Origin of the sequence: Paenibacillus sp. SAFN-117 (assembly GCF_051966115.1) — a bacterium.
Taxonomy (GTDB): domain Bacteria; phylum Bacillota; class Bacilli; order Paenibacillales; family NBRC-103111; genus Paenibacillus_L; species Paenibacillus_L residui.
In genome coordinates, this window is the sequence record NZ_JBQCLK010000010.1 from 96,311 (window position 1) to 118,800 (window position 22,490).

Annotated in this window: 17 protein-coding genes; 1 reads left to right on the forward strand and 16 read right to left on the reverse strand. The window is 51.5% G+C overall.

The features are described 5' to 3' along the window. Positions 1–25: 25 nt before the first annotated feature. The 8 genes from ACTHRH_RS08810 to ACTHRH_RS08845 all read right to left on the reverse strand — a co-directional run bounded on the left by ACTHRH_RS08810 (position 26) and on the right by ACTHRH_RS08845 (position 12,181). Entirely contained in the window at positions 26–694 is a 669-nt protein-coding gene (locus tag ACTHRH_RS08810; RefSeq protein WP_144935086.1) for an N-acetylmuramoyl-L-alanine amidase family protein, read from the reverse strand. Between the two features lie 1,347 nt (positions 695–2,041). Then, positions 2,042–3,859, reverse strand: coding sequence for a sensor histidine kinase (locus ACTHRH_RS08815; protein WP_440415098.1), 1,818 nt, complete (start codon positions 3,857–3,859; stop codon positions 2,042–2,044). After that, positions 3,856–4,533, reverse strand: a complete 678-nt coding sequence (locus ACTHRH_RS08820) for a response regulator transcription factor (protein WP_440415100.1) — start codon at positions 4,531–4,533, stop codon at positions 3,856–3,858. Before ACTHRH_RS08820 ends, ACTHRH_RS08815 begins: the two co-directional genes overlap by 4 nt. Positions 4,534–4,722: 189 nt before the next feature. Then, positions 4,723–5,748, reverse strand: coding sequence for a vWA domain-containing protein (locus ACTHRH_RS08825; RefSeq protein ID WP_440415102.1), 1,026 nt, complete (start codon positions 5,746–5,748; stop codon positions 4,723–4,725). 71 nt (positions 5,749–5,819) lie between these two features. Next, complete coding sequence (locus ACTHRH_RS08830) at positions 5,820–6,935, reverse strand: AAA family ATPase (RefSeq protein WP_440415104.1); 1,116 nt, start codon at positions 6,933–6,935, stop codon at positions 5,820–5,822. Between the two features lie 24 nt (positions 6,936–6,959). Continuing rightward, positions 6,960–7,439, reverse strand: coding sequence for a DUF6530 family protein (locus tag ACTHRH_RS08835; protein ID WP_144935102.1), 480 nt, complete (start codon positions 7,437–7,439; stop codon positions 6,960–6,962). A 489-nt stretch (positions 7,440–7,928) separates the two neighbouring features. After that, entirely contained in the window at positions 7,929–11,063 is a 3,135-nt protein-coding gene (locus ACTHRH_RS08840; protein ID WP_379286723.1) for an efflux RND transporter permease subunit, read from the reverse strand. Next, on the reverse strand, positions 11,060–12,181 hold the full coding sequence (locus tag ACTHRH_RS08845) for an efflux RND transporter periplasmic adaptor subunit (protein WP_186328299.1): 1,122 nt from the start codon (positions 12,179–12,181) through the stop codon (positions 11,060–11,062). Before ACTHRH_RS08845 ends, ACTHRH_RS08840 begins: the two co-directional genes overlap by 4 nt. 204 nt (positions 12,182–12,385) lie before the next feature. On the opposite strand from ACTHRH_RS08845, the gene ACTHRH_RS08850 reads away from it, so the two are divergent. Further along, positions 12,386–12,547 carry a hypothetical protein gene (locus ACTHRH_RS08850; protein ID WP_186328300.1) on the forward strand — a complete coding sequence of 54 codons (162 nt, stop codon included), beginning with the start codon at positions 12,386–12,388 and terminating at the stop codon, positions 12,545–12,547. Positions 12,548–12,899: 352 nt separating this feature from the next. Here ACTHRH_RS08850 and ACTHRH_RS08855 read toward each other — a convergent pair whose 3' ends face one another. The 8 genes from ACTHRH_RS08855 to ACTHRH_RS08890 form a co-directional block, all read right to left on the reverse strand. Next, a complete protein-coding gene (locus ACTHRH_RS08855) occupies positions 12,900–13,709 on the reverse strand; it encodes a hypothetical protein (RefSeq protein ID WP_440415108.1) in 810 nt (269 codons plus the stop codon). A gap of 468 nt (positions 13,710–14,177) precedes the next feature. Further along, positions 14,178–15,014 (reverse strand): 1,4-dihydroxy-6-naphthoate synthase, encoded by an 837-nt coding sequence (locus ACTHRH_RS08860; protein ID WP_440415109.1) that lies wholly within the window; start codon positions 15,012–15,014, stop codon positions 14,178–14,180. Continuing rightward, the gene (locus tag ACTHRH_RS08865) at positions 15,011–15,715 is read right to left on the reverse strand and encodes a futalosine hydrolase (protein WP_440415111.1); all 705 of its coding nucleotides are present in this window, start codon (positions 15,713–15,715) and stop codon (positions 15,011–15,013) included. Before ACTHRH_RS08865 ends, ACTHRH_RS08860 begins: the two co-directional genes overlap by 4 nt. 141 nt (positions 15,716–15,856) lie before the next feature. Further along, positions 15,857–16,969 (reverse strand): RNA-guided endonuclease TnpB family protein, encoded by a 1,113-nt coding sequence (locus ACTHRH_RS08870; RefSeq protein WP_440415150.1) that lies wholly within the window; start codon positions 16,967–16,969, stop codon positions 15,857–15,859. 180 nt (positions 16,970–17,149) lie between these two features. Beyond that, positions 17,150–17,281, reverse strand: a complete 132-nt coding sequence (locus tag ACTHRH_RS08875) for a hypothetical protein (RefSeq protein ID WP_379291097.1) — start codon at positions 17,279–17,281, stop codon at positions 17,150–17,152. A 477-nt stretch (positions 17,282–17,758) separates the two neighbouring features. Further along, positions 17,759–20,164 carry a hypothetical protein gene (locus ACTHRH_RS08880; RefSeq protein ID WP_440415113.1) on the reverse strand — a complete coding sequence of 802 codons (2,406 nt, stop codon included), beginning with the start codon at positions 20,162–20,164 and terminating at the stop codon, positions 17,759–17,761. A gap of 93 nt (positions 20,165–20,257) precedes the next feature. Next, positions 20,258–21,511, reverse strand: a complete 1,254-nt coding sequence (locus ACTHRH_RS08885) for a hypothetical protein (RefSeq protein ID WP_440415115.1) — start codon at positions 21,509–21,511, stop codon at positions 20,258–20,260. Between the two features lie 62 nt (positions 21,512–21,573). Next, positions 21,574–22,470: a carbohydrate ABC transporter permease gene (locus ACTHRH_RS08890; protein WP_440415117.1), complete on the reverse strand. Its 897-nt coding sequence runs from the start codon at positions 22,468–22,470 to the stop codon at positions 21,574–21,576. Positions 22,471–22,490 lie beyond the last annotated feature (20 nt).

Here is a 22,490-nt window from a genome sequence, read left to right on the forward strand (position 1 = left end):
GTTCATGTATGTTCCTCTCCCGTTCTTAGTTTATTTTTAAATATTCCTTCATCCCGTCCAGAATGGAGGCGGCAATCCGATATTGAAAATCGTCCGTAAACATCTGAGCCTCGTCCTGCGGATTCGTGACATAACCGACTTCCAGCAGCACCGCCGGCATCTTCGTATCTTTCACAACGAAAAAGTCCTCTTTCTTCACCCCGCGGTCGCGAAATCCGGTCGCCCCAGCCACATGCTTGTGTATGATTTTAGCCAGCTTAAGCGATTCTTTGCGGTAATAATAAGTTTCCGTACCCGAAACATCGGGATCGGTATACGTGTTGCCATGAATGGATATAAATAAGTCCGCACCGATCTGATTGGCAAATTCGGGTCTAGCCCGATCTATGGAAGAAAGAAATCGGTCATCGGTTCGGGTCAAATAGACCTCGATTCGCGGTTCTTGCTGCGCCAGTTCCTTCACCTTCTGTGATAGCTGCAGCGTAAAATCCTTCTCGTCTTTGCCGCTGACGCCGGTAGCTCCCCGGTCCTTGCCCCCGTGTCCCGGGTCAATGACCACTTTATATACCGGGGCATCGTCGATATTCGCAGCCCCGCTCTCGCTCGCGCGGATTTCGCCGTCATAAAGCTTGTACACGGCAAAAATAAGAATGGCGGCCGCAAGCCATTTTAAGTACGGTCTCCTTCGCTTCATCGGTCTCCCCCCCTTCCGTTAACCTTACATGCGATGAACTTGCTCCCGAAATTCAGGCGGATAGTTGGGCGTCCGTAAGACTTCTGCACCGCGGTCTCGCTCAAGACGGCTTTTATGGTCACGTGCCCTCCTCGCAAAATAGAATAATAGAGAGAGATAAAGATAAGGTGCAGATGATATAAAAGTAGTTTAAAGACAAAAAAATAACCCCGTGTCCTCGCTTAGTCGCCATTTTTCTCTGAGAGAAGGGATCTAGCTGTATTTTATGTAGGTAAAATGAATGGATTGGAAGATAGGAAGTGAAATAACTGGAAAAACGAGGCTGTCTATTAACTGTGGACAGTTTTCTAACTTGCTTCTCAAATGCCCTCAGATCGATTTTCTTTTCGACAAGAGATTTACCTGCATTAAAAATCCGTATAAGAGGGCGATTTAGAGGCGATTTTGTAATTAATAAAATGTGTCCACATTAAATCGACAGCCTCGGAAATCCATTTAGCCCATGCCTGGCGGTATAACGCTAGGCCAATGCCTCTGAGGTGCAGTCAGGAAGACAGCTCTATTGGCCAGGAATGGAATCGGCATATAAAATGTGGAAAGAAGCTCCACATTTTGATTCGAAATCTGCTCCAGTGGCGGATAGCGAGTAGTTTAAGGAGAGGTGGAAGAAGCTATGAAGTGATTTCAAGCTGTGAAAAATACAAAAAAAGGCCGTCCCAAAATAGCCGTTGCGAATTTCCAGCCCCGCTCAGCGCCGATTTTTTGCGAGAAAAAAGGACCTCACCATCCGCCTTTGCAATGGAATGGGAGGTCGTTCTTTCGTACGTTTCGGGAGGTACTCGTTTTATACGATATTCTTCGGGACAGCTCCAATTCCCCCCTAGATAGTGTAAAAGATGGTCATGGAGGATAGTCCGGAGCTTTTTTGGAAAAAGGGCTGCCACGTACCTGATTCTAAAGCGAAACTGCAGGTCTTTTGAGAGAAATGCCGCGACATGCCTGATTCTAAAGCAATAATGCAGGTCTTTGGAAGGATTTTTGCGAAATCGGCCCATTTTGCCAAAAAGACCTGCACATTTGATCGTCTTTCGCGCTTTTAGTGAAAAACGGCCGGATTTTAATGTATTTTTGCTCGTCTTTGTGCCGAACATGCAGGAGAAGAGGGCCGAACTTATCCTTTGACGTCCTTGACGTCCTCGAGGCCCTTGCTCATGGTGGAACATTTCGTGCAGGCCGTTACTCAGTGGTTGGATCTTTCCGTACCGCACGCGAGACTCCCAGCGCGGTGTTTGGCGGCGCATGACGGTGGTCAACCACAGGCTACTTTGGAGAGTGGAGATAGCCCGCCTACACTTTTTTATTCAGATGGAAATAAAACATTACGCCTTCCGCTGTATTGGTGACGCCGTACCGCACCCCGTGCAGCTCCAAAATCTTCCTGGAAATCGCCAATCCGAGTCCGGTTCCTCCGGCCTTCCGTTGGCGGGAACTATCGCCGCGATAGAAACGGTCCCATATCTTCTCCAGCTGCTCCGCCGGAATATGGGTTCCTTTATTTTCGATACTCACCCGGACGGTCTCCTGCTCTTCGACGGCCGAAAGGATGATCGATTCTTGTTCCGGCGTATAGCGGATAGCATTGGTGAGGAAATTGACCAGCACCTGCTCGATCCGATGCTGATTGCCTACAACCTCGACCGGGGCGAGACGGGTATACAGATGCAATGACTTGCTTTCCATGTCCGAAGAGAATTTCGCACAAACCCGCTCTATAAGTGTATCGATAGGGAACGTATCCATCTTCATCTTGTATGTGCCCGATTCGTATTTCGCCAGCTCCAGCATATCCCCGATGAGCAGATCCATTCTCCTCACTTCATCTTCCATCGCCGCAAAATAATGATCCCGCTTATGGCTGGCAACCCCGTCCTTAAGAACGGACAGACAGCTTTGAATGACGCTTAACGGAGTTTTTAATTCATGCGACACTCCGGATATAAACTCTTTCCGCGTATTTTCCAGCTGCTTCTCTTTCTCAATGTCCTGCTCCAGCCGGGTTATATGGGAATGCAGCCGTTCGGACAGCTCGTTAATATTGCGGGACAAGTCCCCGATCTCATCCTTGGTCGTTACCGGAATTTTCTCGGTGAAGTCCAGGCCGGCCATTCTCTGCGCCGTACGGTTGATACGCAGCAGCGGACGGGCAATCCGCCGGGAATAATAGAAGGAGGCGAGCAGCACGAGCAGAAGTGTGGTTATGACGATGTATACATAGTAATCCTGCATCACATCCGCGGCTTCGCTCACCGGCTGCAGCGACACCATCGCGAACAGGTAGGCGGGATTCCCGTTCCGGTCATCGATTTGCTCCACGAACAATTTGTAATTTACCTGGTTTTCTTCAAAATCTATGATCTGGCTCTCATTCGTGCCACCATCATAATCTCCAAACAGAAGATCCGCTTGAAAGCTTTTGACCCGATCCAGAAATAGATGGTTCGTATAGCGTGACACCCCCGCCCCTTCCGGAGTGCGGACTTTTATGATCTTTCCTTTGATAAGAAACGACGGGTACAGTTCACGATATCGGTTCTTATCTTCAAACCTGGTGACGACCTCATATTCCTTGTTTACCATCTGCTGATTTTCCAGACGGCCTTCCTCCCTCAGACGGCCTGGTTCCCTTGCCATGCGCTGCGGAACCGGCTGATGGTTCATCAGCAAGCCTTCTATAGCGATCCGCTCTCCCTCTTGAATCCATGTAGTGAGGAACGGATTGTCCTGACTGAAATCCTCCACATTCATGACGCTGTAAAGCGGGATGGTCATCGTTTGGCCGGAAAGGCCATCGTCAGAAAGCTCCACCCGAACCTCCATATAAAAATCGCCGAAATAATTCAGATTGCCCATGGCGTCCAATGTCGTGACCCAGGTGTTATGTCTTTGATAAAAGTCCTGCTCCAGCTTGGCTACGGCCTGCGGGTCCCCTGCACTACTGAAGTAGTCCTGCTTGTAAGCTTGAAGGGCCGCCTGCACCTTCTCTACCTTCTGATGCACATAAAATTGCTTGAAGAATACGGTCTGCCCGACAAAAAGAATCGCGAGAATGAACAGGCATAATGCGGTCGTTAATAGAAAAAGCTTGAATACGATGCCCCTTCTCATGGCTGATCCTCGAATTTATATCCCGAACGGACGACGGTGACGATGCATCGGGCATGCTCCCCCAGCTTGGAGCGCAAATTGCGGATATGACTGTTGACTGTACGATCGTCGCCAACGAAATCATATCCCCACACTTTGGTAATTAACTGCTCCCTGGTGATGATCATCCCCTTGTTCTTCATAAGGCAGGCCAGGATTTCAAATTCCGTATGCGTCAAGCTGCAGTTCGTCCCGTCCAATGTAACGGTGCGAGATGGTAAATGAATCGTAATCCCTCCGCCGGATAAAGTATCGCTCTCCAGCGCTCCAACCCGCCGGCTCTCAAGAAGCCGTTTGGCCCGGGCCAGCAAAATGGGAGGGCTGTACGGTTTGGTGACGTAATCGTCCGCGCCCAACTCGAAGCCGAGCAGCGTATCGTCCTCGTCCGAGCGGGCCGTCAGCATAATAATCGGAACGTCCGACGACTTCCGAATGCGCCGGCATACCGCCCACCCGTCCAATTCCGGCAGCATGATGTCCAATATGATTAAGTCCACTTCATGCTCCTGGAATAACGCCAGCGCCTGTTTTCCATCGTCCGCTTCCAGCACTTCATAGCCATCCTCGAGCAAATAATCCTTCACGATTTCCCGCAGAATAGGTTCGTCTTCCACGATCAGTATTGTTTTAGACATAAGTTATGACCTCTCAAAACGTTTGTCGAAGCAGGCTCCTGCATTCGCCTTGCATGTGCCCTTGGCCAGGACACCTTGTCCCGTTGTCAATTCCTATTATTTCCTGTTAATGCGTTCAAATTCTGCCCGCCAACACCGCTGTATTAAGGGATTGTACACCGGCCTCTGACCCTTCAGACTTCCGTAAAATTACAAATACCGGGCGATGATCCGAACCAATTTCGCAGGAAACTGTTGTAGATCTGTAATATCCAAAAACCTCTCCTGCCCATAGATTTGGCTTATGACATCCTTATCCTGGCCGATGGCGGCGGCGAGGAAGGCAATCCCTTTCCGCTCATATTCGGCTATCGTCTGCTGCATGTCCAATGCCGCATAGTTTCCGGTATAATCCTCCATCGCCTTGGGCTGCCCGTCACTTATGCTGATCAACAGCTTGGTCTGCTGCGGTGCGACCGCTAACCGCTCCGCAATGATTCGGAGTGCCATGCCATCCCGATTATTGCTTCTGGCGCGAATCCCCATCAGCCTGAATCGGTCATCGGCATCGACCTGATCCAAATCGGTATAGGCATATACGGACATTTGCTCCAGCTTGGAAATATCGGCCGTATCGCCGTATATCAATATAGGAATATGGCAAATCCGGCAAAATTCATATACCGCAAGCACGGCGCGTTTGGCAGCCTCCAATCTTCCGAAGGCCGACATCGACGCGGATTCGTCCACTCGCAGAGCAACCGCAAGGGAGGGCGATTCCGTTGGAGGAAGCTTCTTCGCAAAATATCTGAAATCACGATAAGCGGTGCGGTCCGCTTGAAATTTGCCGCCATAATAGTGATTCCCCGCAAATTCCAAAGAGACCTCATGCTCCAACAGCGGCATTACCTTACGCGCCGTTTCCCGCACGACAGGCATAAGCTCTTTGCTCAGACGGAAGTATTCCTGCTGAAGATCCCTATCGAATTCCGGACGATGTACAATGAGCCGGATTCCTTTATGAACAGAATCGGATACGGTCTTTCTTGCGTCTTGATTCAGTTTCTTTCGAATTTCCCGATTTTTACGCTTTGCATCGTCCGTCGTCCTGTCATGATCGGTCTGATGATACACCGGAGGGCCGTCTTCTTCCAGCTCTGACCTCTCCGTAGAGGTCGGCCCATCCGACAGCGAAATTTCGGAGCTGCGATCGTCACTATCGGCGGCCTTTTTCAAAATAATTCCGTCTTCCGCCTGGCTGTCATGGTCAGCACCGTCATCGTCTGCTGTTCCTTCTGTCCTTATTTCTATTGCTTCAACATTTCGTTTTTTTTTACTTCCAGCTCCACTTCCTCCAGGCTGGCCAACAAACCTTGGCTCGTCAGCGCTTCCTCCAACAGCCGGATTTCTTCGGAATCGGTAGTAATTTTGTAGATGACTTTATGATATAAGGATTCTCTTGCAGAAGCACCGGCAGCTACCGCATCCGCCCAATAAAAAAAGGAGCGCATACCCGCTACCCCTTTGATGGCGTTGGCCCGGGCCGTTTTGTCCAATACGATAATAATTTCCGCCAGAACGTCCAGCACCTCGCGATTGCGATAACCGGTTTTGGCAGCGGCACGCTCCATCATGACTTCTTTAGGCGGCAAATCCATCTTCTCCGTATGCTGAATCCTGTCGCGCAAAGCCTCGTTAAGCGGTCTGCAGCCCGCATAATTCCGGTTGGTGGTAATGACCGCTATGAAATCCGGATGTCTGCGGATGATTTCCGTAGGCAGATTGATGCTGCCATCCAGCTCCAAGGCCGAGTTAAGCGCCATTAATACCGCGGCATCCCGAATGACGGTCGGTTCCTGTATTTCCAGAATGTATCCTTTCTGATAGGCCCTGACTATTTCCGAAGGGTAGAAACGATACTCCACGGCTTCTCCCTCCGTGTTCTCCGCAGCCAGCTTCAGCAATTTTTTCATTCTCAAGGCAGCCTGTTCCTGCGAAACCCCCAGCACATCCATCAATATTTCAGCCGCGCTTTGGAAACCGTCACTTTCATAGAGAGCTTTCAGTATCTTCTGCTCCTCCGGCTCCATCTTCTCCAGGCTCTCCCGGGAAACAACCGGTAAAATGGCACCGATGATATCGGTTTTGTCCATGTCGGCAAAGCAGGTCACTTTCGTATACGGGAGGCCCAAGCGCGCCGATAAGGCTTTGGCAAGCTGCGTCTTGCCGGAACCGGCATCCCCCTCTAACAAAATGTTGGCAATCTTCATCTCTCCGCGGTTCCAGTTGCGTTTTATTTCTCTGCAAATACGCAGTTCTTCCTCGCTTGCCTTATGAGACGGCGGCCTTCTCCAAATGAGCTCTTTCTCCGCATCGGTCAGTTGTCTGGCCGGAGACAATATAAATTGTTCTTCCATATTCATGGCTTTCTCCTTAAAATAGGTTGCTTAATACCCCATATCCTTCAAAATTCTCGATAAAGTGCGCAGCCGTTCCCCGATCATCTCATCGTCGTTACTCAGAGCCTGATTGAACAGCTTGATATCTTCGTTGATTTTCTCGTTGTCCGTGCAAACCGCTACCGTCATGGCATCACCCTGCAGGCCGACCCGGTCGATGACCGGATTCTCCGTATCGTACAAATGCTCATATCGGTAAGCTTCGCGAAAATGCGCGATCGTCCGGCAAATAAGAATGGATAGGTCAAGCACACGATGTAGCGGCATTTCCTCCGACTGTCTGGACCATTTCTCCCCCGTATATCTCCATACTTTGGCCGAAATATCGACGTTGCCCCTGTCATTCCACTGGGCCAATCCCAGGGACAGGCCCTTGGCATCCGTATTTCGGGCATACCGTCCGTCGATCTGCTCGTAATTTTCCGACACGACAACGGGTTTATGCTTTAGTGTAGTTGGTATTTTCATATGTGTACCTCTTTTCGTTTTAAATTATTTCGTTTCACCCAGTATAAGGATAACGAATATTTCATTTTACTGAATTACTGATTTACTAAATTACTGAATATTATATTTTTGAATTGAACCAAAGTCAACCGTCTCTAGCCAAAAATGGGCGCTGCTTTTATCGATGTGGTTTTTCCATAGTGACAAGCATAGCTGATCTTGATGCGAACGATGCGTTCTATATAATAAATCGAATAATCATACAATCGGCCGTATGTATGGCACGAAAGGTCCGCTTTTGTTATGAATAATCGTTCAAATGGACAGAACTAAAAGCACTTCGCCCATTGTCCGCTTATATAAAGAAGCCCTTGCATCGCAAGGGCTTCTTACACGCTACTTCCATTTGTTTCTACTGCAGCTGCTATTACAGGTCTAGCTGCTTCTTCTGCAACCGCCTCTACACAGGGCGGCCTTTCCGCAGGCTATCCGTAACCTGCTCATTCAAGCTTAACCGTTGATCCCGGTCGGGACAATGGTCGAATCCTTCTTCTTCCGGCGAAAGAGTCGCTTGAACCAGCCGGCCATATCGTCAAACAGAGTGTACATGACCGGGATCAGGAACAGGGTGAAGCAGGAGGAAACCATCAGCCCGAAGATGATGACAACCGCCAGCGGAGCCTGAGACTCGCCCCCCTCGCCGATTCCTAAAGCAAGCGGGATCATGGCGAGCACGGTGGTCAGCGTAGTCATCCAAATCGGGCGCAGCCTAGTCGTACCCGCCTGCATAATGGCTTCGGTACGATCCACGCCCCGCCTGCGCAGCACGTTGATGTAATCAATAAGCACAATGGCGTTGTTGACCACAATCCCCGCCAACATAATGAGTCCTATCAAAGCCGGAACGCTAAGCGGCTTACCGGTTACGAACAGCCCCAGCATAACCCCTACGAACATGGTCGGCATGGCAAACATAATCACCAGAGGATGAAGCACCGACTCGAACTGGACGGCCATGACGATATAAACAAGGAAGATAGAGAACACCAGTGCCATAGCTAAATCCTGGAACGATTCCATCATATCCTCCGCCTGACCTCCCATAGAATAGGAGTAGCCCTCCGGAAAATTCATACCGCTTAGAGCTGCGTTAATGTCGGTAATGACTCCGCCAAGATCACGGCCAACGATATCGCTCGTCACATTAACCTGGCGCTCCTGATTCTGCCGCTGGATTTCCGAAGGTCCTTGGATCTGCTGCAAATCAGCCACTGCGGACAGCGGAATGAGCTGTCCGGTCGCCGTAGGCAGCATCATCATTTCCAGGTCGCTGATCGTCTTCCGTTCGCCCTCCGGCAGAAGAATTCGGACATCATACTCGTAGCCGTCTTCCCGATAGCGGGTAGCCACCCGGCCGTTGAAGCCGGTCTCCGCCTCCTGAAGCACCTGCTGGTAGCTCAAGCCGTATTGAGCCGCCGCTTCGCGGTTGACGTGCACTTGGATTTCCGGACGCCCTGCAGAGATCGAGCTCTGGGCATTATGAATGCCGTCAATTTGGGAAATCGTCCAGACTACTTGGTCCGCCAGCTCGGAGAGAACGGCGTAATCCGGCCCGTTAATCTGAATCTGCACAGGGTTGCCGGTTCCCAGTCCCGCCGATGCTTCGGTTACTACGATCTCGGCGCCGGGAATTGAAGCCGTCTTCTCCTGCAGTTCTACCATCATCTGACTGGTGGTCATGCTTCGTTCATTGGCGGGTATCAGTTGAATATTAAATGACGCGGTATTCGTCCCCGAGCCGCCGAAGCCGCCCCCGCTGCCTATCGATAAATAATTGGTTTCAATCAAATCCGCATAAGGCTTCAGCATTTCAGACACCTGGTCCGCTGCCTTCTCGGTTTCGTGCAGGTTCGATCCGGTATCGGTCTCAATATTGATCGTGATCTGTCCTTGATCCGAGGCAGGGAAGAACTCCATACCGATGAATGGAACTAGGGCCAGGCTGCCTACCAATATAACGATCGTCAGGGTAACGGTCGTTTTGCGATGGGAAAGCACCCATTTAAGCAACTTTTTATATACCTTTATTATTCCGCCAAACCAGGCAGTAAAGCGGCTGAACAATCCTTTTCCAACCTGCTTGCCGCCATTGCCGTTGCGAACTTCCTCATGCGTCTTGAGCTTGAGCATTTTCGAGGACAGCATCGGAACCAGAGTCAACGAAACGACCAGAGATGCGATCAGCGAGAAGGAAACGGTCAAGGCTAACGGAACAAACAGGTCCGAAGCGATTCCCTTAACGAAGACAATCGGCAGGAAAACTACCAGACTGGTAGTAGTGGATGCGATAACCGCCGATCCCAGCTCGGACGCTCCCTGCTTGGCCGCCTCGATTAACGTAGCACCGTTGCGGCGGTGCCTCGTAATATTTTCCAGAATAATAATCGAACAGTCGACCATCATCCCGATCCCGAGTGCCAATCCCCCCATGGACAATACATTGACCGTCTGTCCGGTGAAATACATCAATGAAAATGTGGAGATTACCGCAATCGGAATAGAGATCCCGATAACAAGCGTCGCCCGCAGGCTTCGCAGGAACAGCAGCAGGATGAAGACCGAGATGGCCCCTCCTAAAATCATGTTGTTAATAACCGAAGATATCGATTCTTTGATAAAAATCGAGGTATCCATGACGACGGACAATTTGGCCCGGTCGCCAAGCTCCTGATTGATCTTCACAATCGCCTTGTTCAATCCGTCCGCAACCTTGACGGTATTGGCATTGGAACGCTTCTGTACGGATAAGACAAGGGCTGATTCTCCATTGACCTTGGTCAACGAGTTTTGCTCCTTGTAAGTATCCTTCATCTCGGCTACATCCGATATCCGGATATATCCGCCTTGCGGAAGCATCAGCAAGGTGTTCGCAATATCGTCAAGGCTCGTATATTCTCCCTGGACCCTTATCTGCAGATCCTTATCCCCCTTGGCAATGACACCGGCCGACGCCGAGCGGTTCTCGCCGCTAAGCGCCTGAACAATCTGCCCGCTCGAGATTCCGTAACGTTTCATCTCCGCGCGGTTGAGCTCGAGTTGGATTTCCCGGGTCTTTCCTCCCTGCACCGACACGGAGCCCACCCCGTTCACCCGCTCCAGCATAGGAACGATCTGGTTCTCCGCGATATCCTGCAGCACCTCCGGCTTATCCCCGTTCAGGCCGATGGACATAACCGGAATTTGTTGAGGGTCGAAGCGCAGCACGGAGGGATCATTCGCATTGTCCGGCAAGAAGCTCTTCATCTGGTCGACCTTCTCCCGGACTTCGGCAACGGCCGTATCCAGATTGACGCCGGAATCGAACATCAGCACAACCAACGAGGAGTTAGGCTGGGAGGTCGACTGAATGGTGTTGACCCCCTGAACGGAGCTGACGGCGGATTCCACCGGCCGGCTGACCAAATTTTCCACTTCTTGCGGGCCTGCGCCCTGATAACTGGTTGCTACGACGACGATCGGCAAGTTGATGTTGGGAAACAGATCGACCGCCAAATTTTTAAGCGATACGAAGCCGAGCGCCAGGATGGCCAGAACGACCATGACGACACCGACGGGACGTTTGACCGATACGTCTACAAGCTTCAATTAACGTCCCCCTCCCCCATCACCTTCACTTTGCTGCCATCTGTCAAAGTAAACTGGCCTTTCGTTACGACTCGTTCCCCTGCGGTGATTTCTCCCTGTACCGCTGTTTCATTCGTTTGCGATTGAACTATCTGTACTTCCTGTTTGACCGCTTGGTCCCCACGGATAACATATACATAGGACTTTCCATTCTCCTCCAGAATGGAGGATGTAGGCAGGATGAGCACATTCTCGGCAAGGGTTTGCGGAACCAGAAGCTTGGTTGTCATTCCCGGCTTGATGCTGCCGTCCGCATTTCCTACCTTAACCTCTACAGTAAACAGCCCGGAATCCAGGGCTGCGGGAGACACATATTCCACCGTTCCGGTTACCGGCCCGCTATCGGAGTTTAACGCCAGTTCAACATTTTGCCCTTGCTGGAACAGCGGCAGCTGCTTCGGGCTGACGTTGGCCACTACCTTGATCGGATCCAGCGACACAATCACCATGAGAGGAGATTGTCCCACGAGCTCTCCAACTTCATTCTGAATGGACAGCACTTCACCGGAGATAGGCGAATAAATGACCGAGTCGGATAATCTTTGCTCCGCCTGCTTAATCCGCAGATTAGCCTGCTTTACTCCGATTTCCGCCTGTTCGACGGCCAATTGTGCCTGCCGCAAGTTTTCAGCCGCCTGCTCCTTCGCCACTTCGTCTCTCAGCGAATTTTTGGAAGCATCCAATCCTTGGCGCTCTCTCGACTTAGCGAGCTCAAGCTGGTTCAATGCATTGGCCAGCCCGGCTTTCTCCAGCTCCAGGGCCGTTACAAGATCACGATTATCCACAGTGGCCAGGGGGTCTCCCTGCTTGACGGCTTGTCCTTTGCTGACATGCAGCTCCGCCAGCGTCCCGGATACTTTAGGCACCACGGTAACTTGGCGAGATGCTTGCACTGTACCGGCTATTTCCAGATTAAGTGCCATATCCCCCTCGCGAACCGTCTCTACCTGGACAGGAGTCTGTTTCTCCTCTGCTTCCTGGCTCCCTCCAGTCGGATTCCCACTGCATCCCGCAGCGATCAGGACAAGAACAAGCAGCAGGACTATACTACTAGATCGGGTCCAATTTCTTCCGAGCATTCTCATTTCCCCTCTTCGCTAGTGTCTTTTTCTTTTCTAATGGTACTATTTACTGACTCATTGGTCAAAACAATTCGCTAAACATTTATTCCATATTCCCTGAGAAATAAAGGGGAATAATATTTTTTCAAAAGATTGTCACTTTTCGAAATGACCAACTGGTCAATTGGATAGTCTATCCACATATTGACAGGTTTTAGTGTTATGGCAGATAATGCAGGAGTTAACTTCTTCTTATCGAATTTGAACTCTATTGAGGTGATGATCATGGTGTTTGTTAATTGGGGGTTAATAGCTATTCTGGGAGGAGCGCTGCTGCTCCTCGTCATTATCGCCATCCTAATTGTCGTCCTGCTGAAGAAATAACGGAGTTCTGTCAATCCCCCAAAGTGGACGTGTGGCCTTCGAAGCTTAGTCCGTCCGCACTCCAACGGAGTCGGCGTCTAAAACCTTCCTCTAAACGCGGTCGCTCTTCTTGCCTTGCTTCGATAAAGATTTGCGGGGAGCCCCATTTGGTATGATAGGTAGCTTTTTATACCAATTGTTGATTTTATCCACTATGATGCTTTAATCAACTTAAACTTTCCAATGTGGTAAACAAGCCTGTGTACTCCTATTTGAACATCCGCCAATCAGCGTGGTTCGTGAGGCGCAGGCCATATCCGCGCCAAAATCCCCCGGCCACTGCTCAAGCACCGGGGGATTGCTATAGTTCTATTTAAAATTTGACGACAAGACTCAGGAAGGACTTCGTCAGGGAATCCCCGGCGACCCATAGATAGAAACACAGGACAAAGAAAACGGCAAACAGGCTGTATAACGGATCGGCGCCGGTTCCTTCAGATTCCTTGTTGAAAGAGTAAATAGTAACGAGGACCGCAGCTATCCATCCCAACAAAATAAATACAAGCAAAAATAAAGCCAGCGATCTCAATCCGATCAGCGACGTGAGAAAGAAGACAATCGTCAATCCGACGGGTACTACGGTCAGAGCGCTATAGCGGGACATTACTTCCGTAAATCCCTTGGATAACTTCATCAGATATTTAACCGCCACCCACAGCATACCTGCGGTAAGAAGCACCAGAACCGAGATGTGAAAGAAACTGACCATGAACGTCTTGAACACCGGAACCTGTGTGCCGATGCTTAAAATCCCCATCTTCAAACTTCGCAATTGAACGACATTCGACAGGCTGAAGAATAACACGAACAGACCGAGCGTAATCCAGCCGTTAATCCATTGGGACGGGGCAGCCGCCACTCCGTTGGTCAACGGGGATTTCAGCTTATCCGCCGCGTAGCTCCAATAGCCCTTGGCCACGAGCTTTCCCTTCTCCGCATAAGGCTCCCATTTCTCCCGGGACGAAGCGGATGCGGTCTGGGCATCCTTCCCTTCCGCCGTTTTCTCTCCCCGGCCCGTCAACTCTGCGGCCGCGGCTGATTCCTCCTCTAGAAAGTACCCGCATTCGGTACACATTTTTTGATCATCTTTGTTCGGTTGATAACAGTTAGGGCAATGAATCATATCCTCTTCTCCTTCTGCTTAGCATTAGTTCTAGAAACTTCTGACCGGCGCCGCGTATGCATAGGCCTCTCTATGTTCCGGATCCCGTCGCCTTCTATTCCGTCAAGAGAGGGAGTCAGATTATTCCTCTTAATTTAAATAATACTTTATAGTATTAAATAATACGAGGCTGAAAGGCTCTGGTTTCTCAATTTTTGTAAAGTTTTAATCTAATATATTCCATTCCTCTGAAGGGTAGTCCTTATTCAACCGCTTTTTGCAGCCGAAAATATCCTGGTTTGCTTTCTTCCTGCAATCCCCGTTTAAAGTTGCATTCTTTTTTACAAAATAGCGAGGACGCCGGGATAGACGGCTATCGCCGTCCTTTGGAAACTTATACCTTCTTATATTTGCAAAAAAGGCACTTGCCTGTACCTCTCGCAAGTGCCTTTCATTGAAGCATATGATGCGCCGAATCTCTGTCGGCATTTACCGTAAAGCGGCCGGGTCTGTCTTCGGTACCAGCCCTTCTTCCGCAGCCCGGCCAAGGAGGGCGTTGATTGCCGCATACCCGTCCTCGCCCAGCTCAGCGGTGAACTCGTTCACATATAAGTCAATATGCGCCTTGGCAACCTCGGGATCCATCTCTTGAGCATGGCTCAAGACATAATTCTGTGATGCCTCCGGGTGCGCCCAGGCATACTCCACCGACTCGCGCGTCCACCGGGCAATGGAAGCCAGGTCCAGAGAGCGCTTGGCGATGATCGCTCCCAGCGGAATGGGCAGGCCGGTATCCTCCTCCCACCACGCTCCGAGATCGGCCAGCAGATTTAATCCATACGACGGATACGTGAAACGGGCCTCATGAATCACCAGGCCGGCATCGATCTTGCCGTCGCGCACCGCCGGCATAATCTCGTGAAACGGCATAATCACGATCTCGCCTACGCCGCCGGGCACGTTGCGGGCCGCCCACAGCCGAAACAGCAGATAAGCCGTGGAACGCTCACTCGGCACCGCCACCCGCCGGCCCGCCAATGCCGCAGCCTCCGCTCCCTCTGCAGAAGGGGCGGTCAGCACTAACGGGCCGCAGCCTCGGCCCAGCGCTCCCCCGCAGGGCAGCAAGGCATAATCGTTCAGTACCCACGGCAGGGCGGCGTACGAGATTTTCAGCACGTCCGGCCCATTGGCGGCAACCGCCAAATGGTTGGTCACATCAATATCGGCATAGGTGACATCGAGCTTCGGCGCTCCCGGAATAAGTCCGTGCACCCAAGCATGGAAAACAAATGTATCGTTAGGACAAGGGGAAAAAGCTATCTTCATTCCAGCACCTCCTGCAGTACTGCGCCGGCGGCGGCCAGCGCGTCCAAGGCTTCTCCGATCCGCCATGCGGCCCGGTCCCGCGGCCCTACCGGATTGGAGATCGCGCGGAGCTCCAACACCGGCAGGCCGAACTGGCGGGCGGCTGTCGCTACGCCGAAGCCTTCCATGCCTTCGGCCGCCGCCCCGGGCACCCGCGCAGCCAGCCGCGCGGCGGTCTCGGCCGTGCCTGTCACGGTTGAGACCGTGACGGCCGGGCCCACCGCGACCGCCAAGCCGGCTTCGCGCAGCGCCGCGTCCAGCCGGGCCACCAAGCCGGCATCGGCCGGGATGCGGGCAGCGCCGAAGCCCAGCTCGTCCACGCTGCGGTAGCCTTCCGGCGTCTCGGCTCCCAGGTCGGCGGCGACGATCTCGTCCGCCACGACCAGTGAGCCGACCTCCGCCCGGCCGGTGAAGCCGCCGCCGATTCCGGCGCTGATCACCAGGCCGTACCCGGAGGAGGCCAGAGCCGCAGCCGTGCCCGCCGCAGCGGCAGCCGGCCCCACGCCCGCAGCCAGGACATCGAACCTGCCGGCGTCCTGCAGCCCGCGCAGCACGGCCTCCCGCTCGGCGGCAACGGCGGTTACGACGAGGATTCGCCCTCCGCGTCTATTCGATCCGGAACCCGAAGTCCCGGATAAATCTGTCTTCTGTTCAGCGACCATGTCCATTCTCCTCTAGCTGTAGTTACTAGTGAACTACCCACCACTTAAAACCTTGAAGTGGGGGCTTCTCGACTTATCGTTGCTTTTAGTAGCCAACGAAAACTGACCGAGCTATCCCTCTCGTTCCAAGAGTTCTTTTTGCTATACCAACGCTAATAAGCGTAATCCTTCACGTTTGATGTTGATAGAAGCGTTCCAATCTCTGTCTGCCACAAAACCACAATCACAGTGGAATTTACGCTCAGAAAGGGATAGAGACTCTTTTACTTGACCACAACATGAGCAAGTTTTGGATGATGGAAACCATTTATCTATTTTGATAAGCTTTTTCCCTTTCTCTTCTAACTTGTATTGGAGAAATGTTGTGAACTTGCCCCAGGCATGATCAGCAACGCTTTTCCCGAAATGGAGTGCTTGTGACATTCCTTTCATGTTGAGGTCTTCGATAACCACGCAGTCATACAGTTTCACTAATTTGTGCGATTCCTTATGTAGAAAGTCCTTTCGTTGGTTCGCTATTTTTTCATGTAGCTTCGCTACTTTCAGACGTTGTTTGTGCCAACGACTAGAGCCTTTCTTTCTACGTGATAAAATACGCTGTTCCTTCGCTAATTTTTCCAAGGCTTGGCGATAGAAACGAGGGTAATTGGCTGTCTCACCTTCTTCACTATCGACAAATAAGCCATTCATGGAAAAATCTAAGCCAACGCTCGTCTGCACTTCTTTTTGTACAGGTTGATGTTCGTATTCAGTGAGAATAGAAACATAGTATTTTCCTGTTTTTGTTCGAGAAACCGTACAAGACTTGATCATATGAAGCGACGGAATTTCCCGATGTTGCTTCATTTTCACAAGTTTCAGTTTCGGCAATTTGATATAGCCATCCAAAAGCATAATGTTTCCGTTTACCACATTGGTTGTGTAGGATTGTCCTGCCTTACGGTTTTTGAACTTCGGAAATTCAGCACGACCAGAGAAGAAGTTTTTGTATGCCTTCTGCAAATTCAGTTGGGCGTTCGCCAATGCGAGACTATCTACTTCTTTGAGCCATGCAAACTCCTCCTTATACTTAGCAGGAGTAGGAAACTTTTGTTTCTTTAGCGCTTCTTTGTCACCCTTGAATTGTTCATATGTATCACGCCGTTCAGCTAACATTTTGTTGTAGACGAAACGAACACAACCGAAGGTTTTGGCAAGGAGTTTCTCTTGTTCTTGCGTTGGATACAGACGGAACTTATATGCTTTGTTTGCTATATCAAATCACCTCATTTCTAAACAGAATATATGTTCTAATTTTATTGTAATATATTCCAGATGAATAGACAACTTTAGGCTACGCCTAACCGATATTCATCTCCCACTTTCACTGGGGCTGACGCACCTTCACGTTTAGAAGTGGGAGACTTCTTTCGGAGGAAAGTTAAATGTAGCACATCACGAAAATATTGAAAAATATTTAAGCACCAGATACCATAGGAGAATGATCCAGCCCCATAGAAAAAGCAGGCGGACCGCCCGCGGAATAAGCAAATATTCCGAATACAGCTTTTGAAACCATTTTTTCATAGGCTCCGATCCCACCTGTCTGTAAGACATTGATATATTGTTGAAGGCGATAGCGCCGGGTGCTTCCACTCGGATTGAGCCGTCCCAAAAAGCCCGCAATTCTGCATGCTTTTAGCCGGGTGGCTCCGTATCCGCTGCAAAGCCTGAGAAAATACAGCTTTTTTCCCGTTCCAGGAGGAATGGGTGATTTTAGAGCGAAATTAGTGCATTTTCGCGGGCTTTTTCCATAATTGATGTATTATCGCGGAATTTGAGAGTCCGCTATAATGCCGGCGACGCGCGACCTTCGAAGCATAGCGTATCCGTCCGCAGCCAAACAGCGTCGGCATCCTCGTCTATACCTTCCTCCAACCGCGGTCGCTCTCCTTGGACTCTACTTCGATAGAGTTTATACGGTATTTTACAGGGGGGCCCGGTCTTATAAATTGTACATTAAAAGAGCCGTCCCGTAAACCGGGACGGCTCCGCCTTCCTTATTTAGTTGCTGCGGACGGCCGGGACACCGACCCTCTCCGGTTCGCCACGCATCATTACCGTGACACGAACCTCCGGCTTCGGCTCGCCCACAAACTTGCAGCTGAAGGAGAGCGTTTGCCCGCCGTGCCGGACCGTCGGCGCTTCCGCCGAAGCCTGCACCGTCCTCAGCAAATTCCAATTGCTGTCGTAAATTTTGCCGTACCGGTCGCCGTCGCAAACCAGATACTGGTTGGCCATAACTTCCGTATCAAACGTCATATATACGCCATCCGTGTACACAGTGGGGCGCTTCACGGAAGCCTCTTCATTGCCGTAAGTTGGCACTACGCGCAGCGTAAAGGCTAGCGGCTGGGCAGCATACGGATTGTACAATGCCCAATCCGAGCCCCCCGGCTGCCCCGGCTGCAGTTCGGCGGGGCTGCAGATAAGCGGCTTGGACCGGGCGAGCGGGTACAGCAGCCAGCCGTCGTCTCCGGCCGCCTCGAGATGCCAGTCGCCCTTCGGCTTGCGGAGCCGCTCCCGCTGCTCCGGTGTGAAGGCGCCGGCGCGGCGTGCCGCTTCCCATTCGCTTACCTTCTCAAGCAGCGCTGCAATGTTGCCGTTTCTTCGCAGCACGGCCATATCGGCAACCAGGGCAAAGCCTGCGCCGAATCCGGCCGCTTTGGACAGCACCCACTCGATCTCATCCAGCGTCGTTGCCTCGAACCGCTCGGAGGCGGAACGGATGAGGAACCATCCCAGCATCGGCGGGATAAAATTGCGGGCAAAATAGCGCTGGTTGCTCAGCCGCCACTCCAATTGCCCTTCCCGCGTCGCCGCTCCCCACGGTTCACCCCAATTGAAGCGCGTAAAAATATGCCACAAATAGTTCGGGACGACAATGCTCGCATCGTTAATCACTTCATCGCCCCAATGATCATAACAGAGCTTGACAAATCGGTTCACGCCATACCCGTCCTGCCCCGTTGCGTATAACCCTTCCAGGCCGTCGAACGAAATCTGCTTTAATCCGGCAGACGCATACAACCGCGAAATCCGTTCGCTATAAGCATCCTGCAGCTCGATATTCGGGAAGAAAACATCGTACGGATGATCCCACACCCGGCCGATCGCCGTGCCGGCGTCATGCGCTGACGCTACGGTGCCGTTCGCTCCGCGCTTCACCCCAAGCAGCTTCCACGGCGCGCTGTCCGACACCGCCTCATACTCGATCAGTTCATCGCCGATCCGGGCCGAATGGCGGAACAGCTGCGCTCTGAACGGGACGGGATCGTCCACCTCTAGCTGATCCGCCGCCGTATCCACGGCCGATGTCAGTCTGGCTGTTCCGGCCAGCTGCAGCCGCTTATCCGGGACCGGCGTCACATAAGCATCATTCAATGTTGTAAAGTTGGATAAGGTATGAAGACCTACATGGACACCCTCGGCTTCCGCCGCCTCGACGCAAGCTTTCAGTCCCTCATCCCCGTTCGGAAAGCTGCCGGGCTTCAAAGTAAAATGGCCCCAATCGGCAAAAGGATCGGGATGATACACATAACGCAGACCCGCCAGCTTCGTATAGTGAACCGCTTCTAATATCGTTGATTCGGAGAAATCGGTGATCAGATATGAACATGTTGCAACAGGCGACCTTTTGCCCCAGACGCCGTCGAATGTCGGATGCGGCAATCCTTCGCCAAGCTCGATCGCTTCGATCGTATCCAGCACCTGATCGGCCGGACAACCGAACAGCGCGATCCGGGTTCCGGCAATACAGGCATCTTCTCCGCCGATCGGCTCGACGGTTATATCGGGCAAATTCCATACTGCGCTGCGGCCCGCTTTCGTACGGTTCCGCGCGAATGCCTGCAGCAGGCTGCCTTCAGTCGCCGGCCATGCCGCACACACTTCATACTCGAATTTGCTGTCGGACGGCTGTGTGCCGTCAGGGGCCGATCTTCCGCTTTCGCTCTCCTCTCCTTCGGCGCCTCTTGGCGCCGAGTAGGAAGGCTGAACATACTCCGGCCTCTCCAGCTCAATCGGCCAGCCGCCAACCGTCTTCACATTCAAAGCCTGGAGACCGATGGCGAAATTGCCATTATGGACGACGCCGACGGATTCGCCGATGGAACCGGACATCGCAGTGACATAAGGCCCCCAGATGACTGTATCCACCCGATCCACGTCGTCAATATGTGTAACTTCAAAATTCGCATACTTCTCTTTGCAAGTCAGCTTCACAGTGATTTGTATGTCGACATCTGCAAAAGCGAATGTCAGCATACTCGTTTTCCCATCCCCTTCGTCCCGGCATATGACCGATGAAGGCAAGCACAGCCTTCCATCTACGACCGCGCGAATCAACGGCGAACCGCCGGCGGACGCTGACGCATATTCCTGGCCGTCCGCCGTATCCTGCCAACTCACGATGCATCCGCTGCAATTTTATTCATCGTTTTCCCGCCTCCTTACCCTCCGCACCCGGCTCTTGGCGTCTCATCGCCGCCCCGCCAGTGTCGCTCACTTCAAATTTTCCTCGTACACTTTCTGCGCTTCGGCCAGTACGCTGTCTCCGCCGATCTTTCTCCATTCCGCTACAAAGTTATCAAATTCATCGAGCGATTTTCGTCCGGTAATAAAGTCGATGTACGTTTGCAGCGTTAATTGATTCAGCTTATCCCGCGTTTCGTTGTACACCGGTTTATTGAACGGAGCGAGGATATCGATATTGCGCGTTCCCTTGGCGCGAGTATTCTTCGCCAGCTCACGCAAGCTTTCATCCGATGTATAGGAAGTCTGGAAATCGTAATCGTTGAACGACCCGGCCATGGAGTAGTGGCCAATTCCCGCTTTTTTGCGCTCCTTCTCATCCGTATAAGGCTCAATAAATTCAACCGTGCCTTTCTCATTCTCTTTCCAATGCTTGCCCTTCTCGCCGAACTGGAGCAGCTCGTAAAACTTAGGATTAAATTGCGTTGCCTCGAATACCTGCATATATTTGATCATTTTCTCCCGGTCATTCTCCAATTGCTTGCCGAACATTACGCCCGAGGCAAAGGCCGGATTATATTGGGAAATGCCATATTTTCCCTCAGGTCCCTTAACCCCTCCGACTGTGGCGAAGCTAAACCCTTCATACTTCTTCGCCAGCTCATGCCATGACTCTCCGCCGAGGAATGCGTTGCCGGGCAGGAATGACCACCAGTAATATTCAACCGCGCCGACTTTATCGGTCATCACTTTATCTTCCACGTTCTCGCCTTTATTCACGACAAATTCGGGATCGATCAGTTCATTTTTGTACCAGCGGTTCAGCACCTCAAGCGCCTGCTTGGCCCCGGGTTCGATTTCGCCCCGCACAATGGTGCCGTTCCTTTCCCGGAAAATGTTGGGGTAGACATCGAACGCTCCGAATACGGAACTGAACATGCTCTGCACATTTTCACCGGTTGCGGTAATGCCGTACGTATCCTTCTTCCCGTTGCCGTCCGGATCTTCATTGCGGAACTTCGTCAATGCCGCTTCCATTTCCTCCAGCGTTTCCGGCGTTTTGTCGATGCCGACTTTCTTCAGCCAGTCGTCGCGGAAGCCAAGCTGAATGCCGTCGATGCCAATGTCCCAAATAACAGGCAGCCCATAAATTTTGCCGTCCCTTCTGACATATTTAAACGGGTCATCGCCCAGAAACCTTTTAAGCCATTCCAGGCATCCCGCCATCAGCGGCGTTAACATGGCGGCGCACAGCCCCATAATGAGCCAACGCTCCTTCTTCATTCGAACCAACCCTTTCTTTTTTTATGGATCTCTTAATGACGGATCTATCTATTAATAGGGGGCTACCCTTTAATAGCGCCAATCATTACCCCTTTGACAAAATATTTCTGGATGAACGGATACACAATCAGCATCGGAATAATGGAGAACATAACTACCGTCGCCTGCAATTGTCTTCCGGAAAACTCCGTCTTATTGCCCAAATTTTGAATGACGCTGTTTATATCCGACATATTGTTCTGAATAATAATTTTGCGTAATACGATCTGAAGCACTTGCTTGTTCGGATCGGAAATGTAGATCATACTGTCAAACCAGGCGTTCCAGTGGCCGACGGCCACCCATAATGCGATCGTCGCCAGTACAGGCTTCGACAAAGGAATAACAATTTGTGTGAAAATGCGAAGGTACCCGGCTCCGTCGACCCGCGCCGACTCCTCCAGTTCATCGGGAATCGAGCGAAAGAAATTGCGCATGATCAGTACGTTGAACGCTCCGATCGCCCCTGGAATGACAAGCGCCCAAATCGTATTGAGCATATTCAGCTGCTTAATGAGCAGATAGGTGGGAATCAAGCCCCCGGAAAACAACATCGTAAACAGGATATACCCGGTAAATGTGCCGTTCCACGGCAAATCCCGCTTGGACAACGGATAGGCCGTAATCGCCGTCAGCACAGTGGACAAACATACGCCCAGCACGGTTCGAACGATCGTATTCCAATACCCCGTCCATAAGGCGTCAAACTTGAAAGCCAGCTTGTAGCTCTCGAAGGTCAGCTCGGTCGGAAACAAAATGATTCCCGATGAATAAGCAGCGCTGTCGGCTCCGGCTCCATCCAGCGATATGACAACCTGTGTCCAGAACGGGTACAGCGTACAGAACATTATCACAACCAGTGCGGCATACAGCACAACGTCAAACAGCCGCTCCCCTGCCGTCTTCTTCACATTTAACATGCGGTTCTCACCTCACCCGT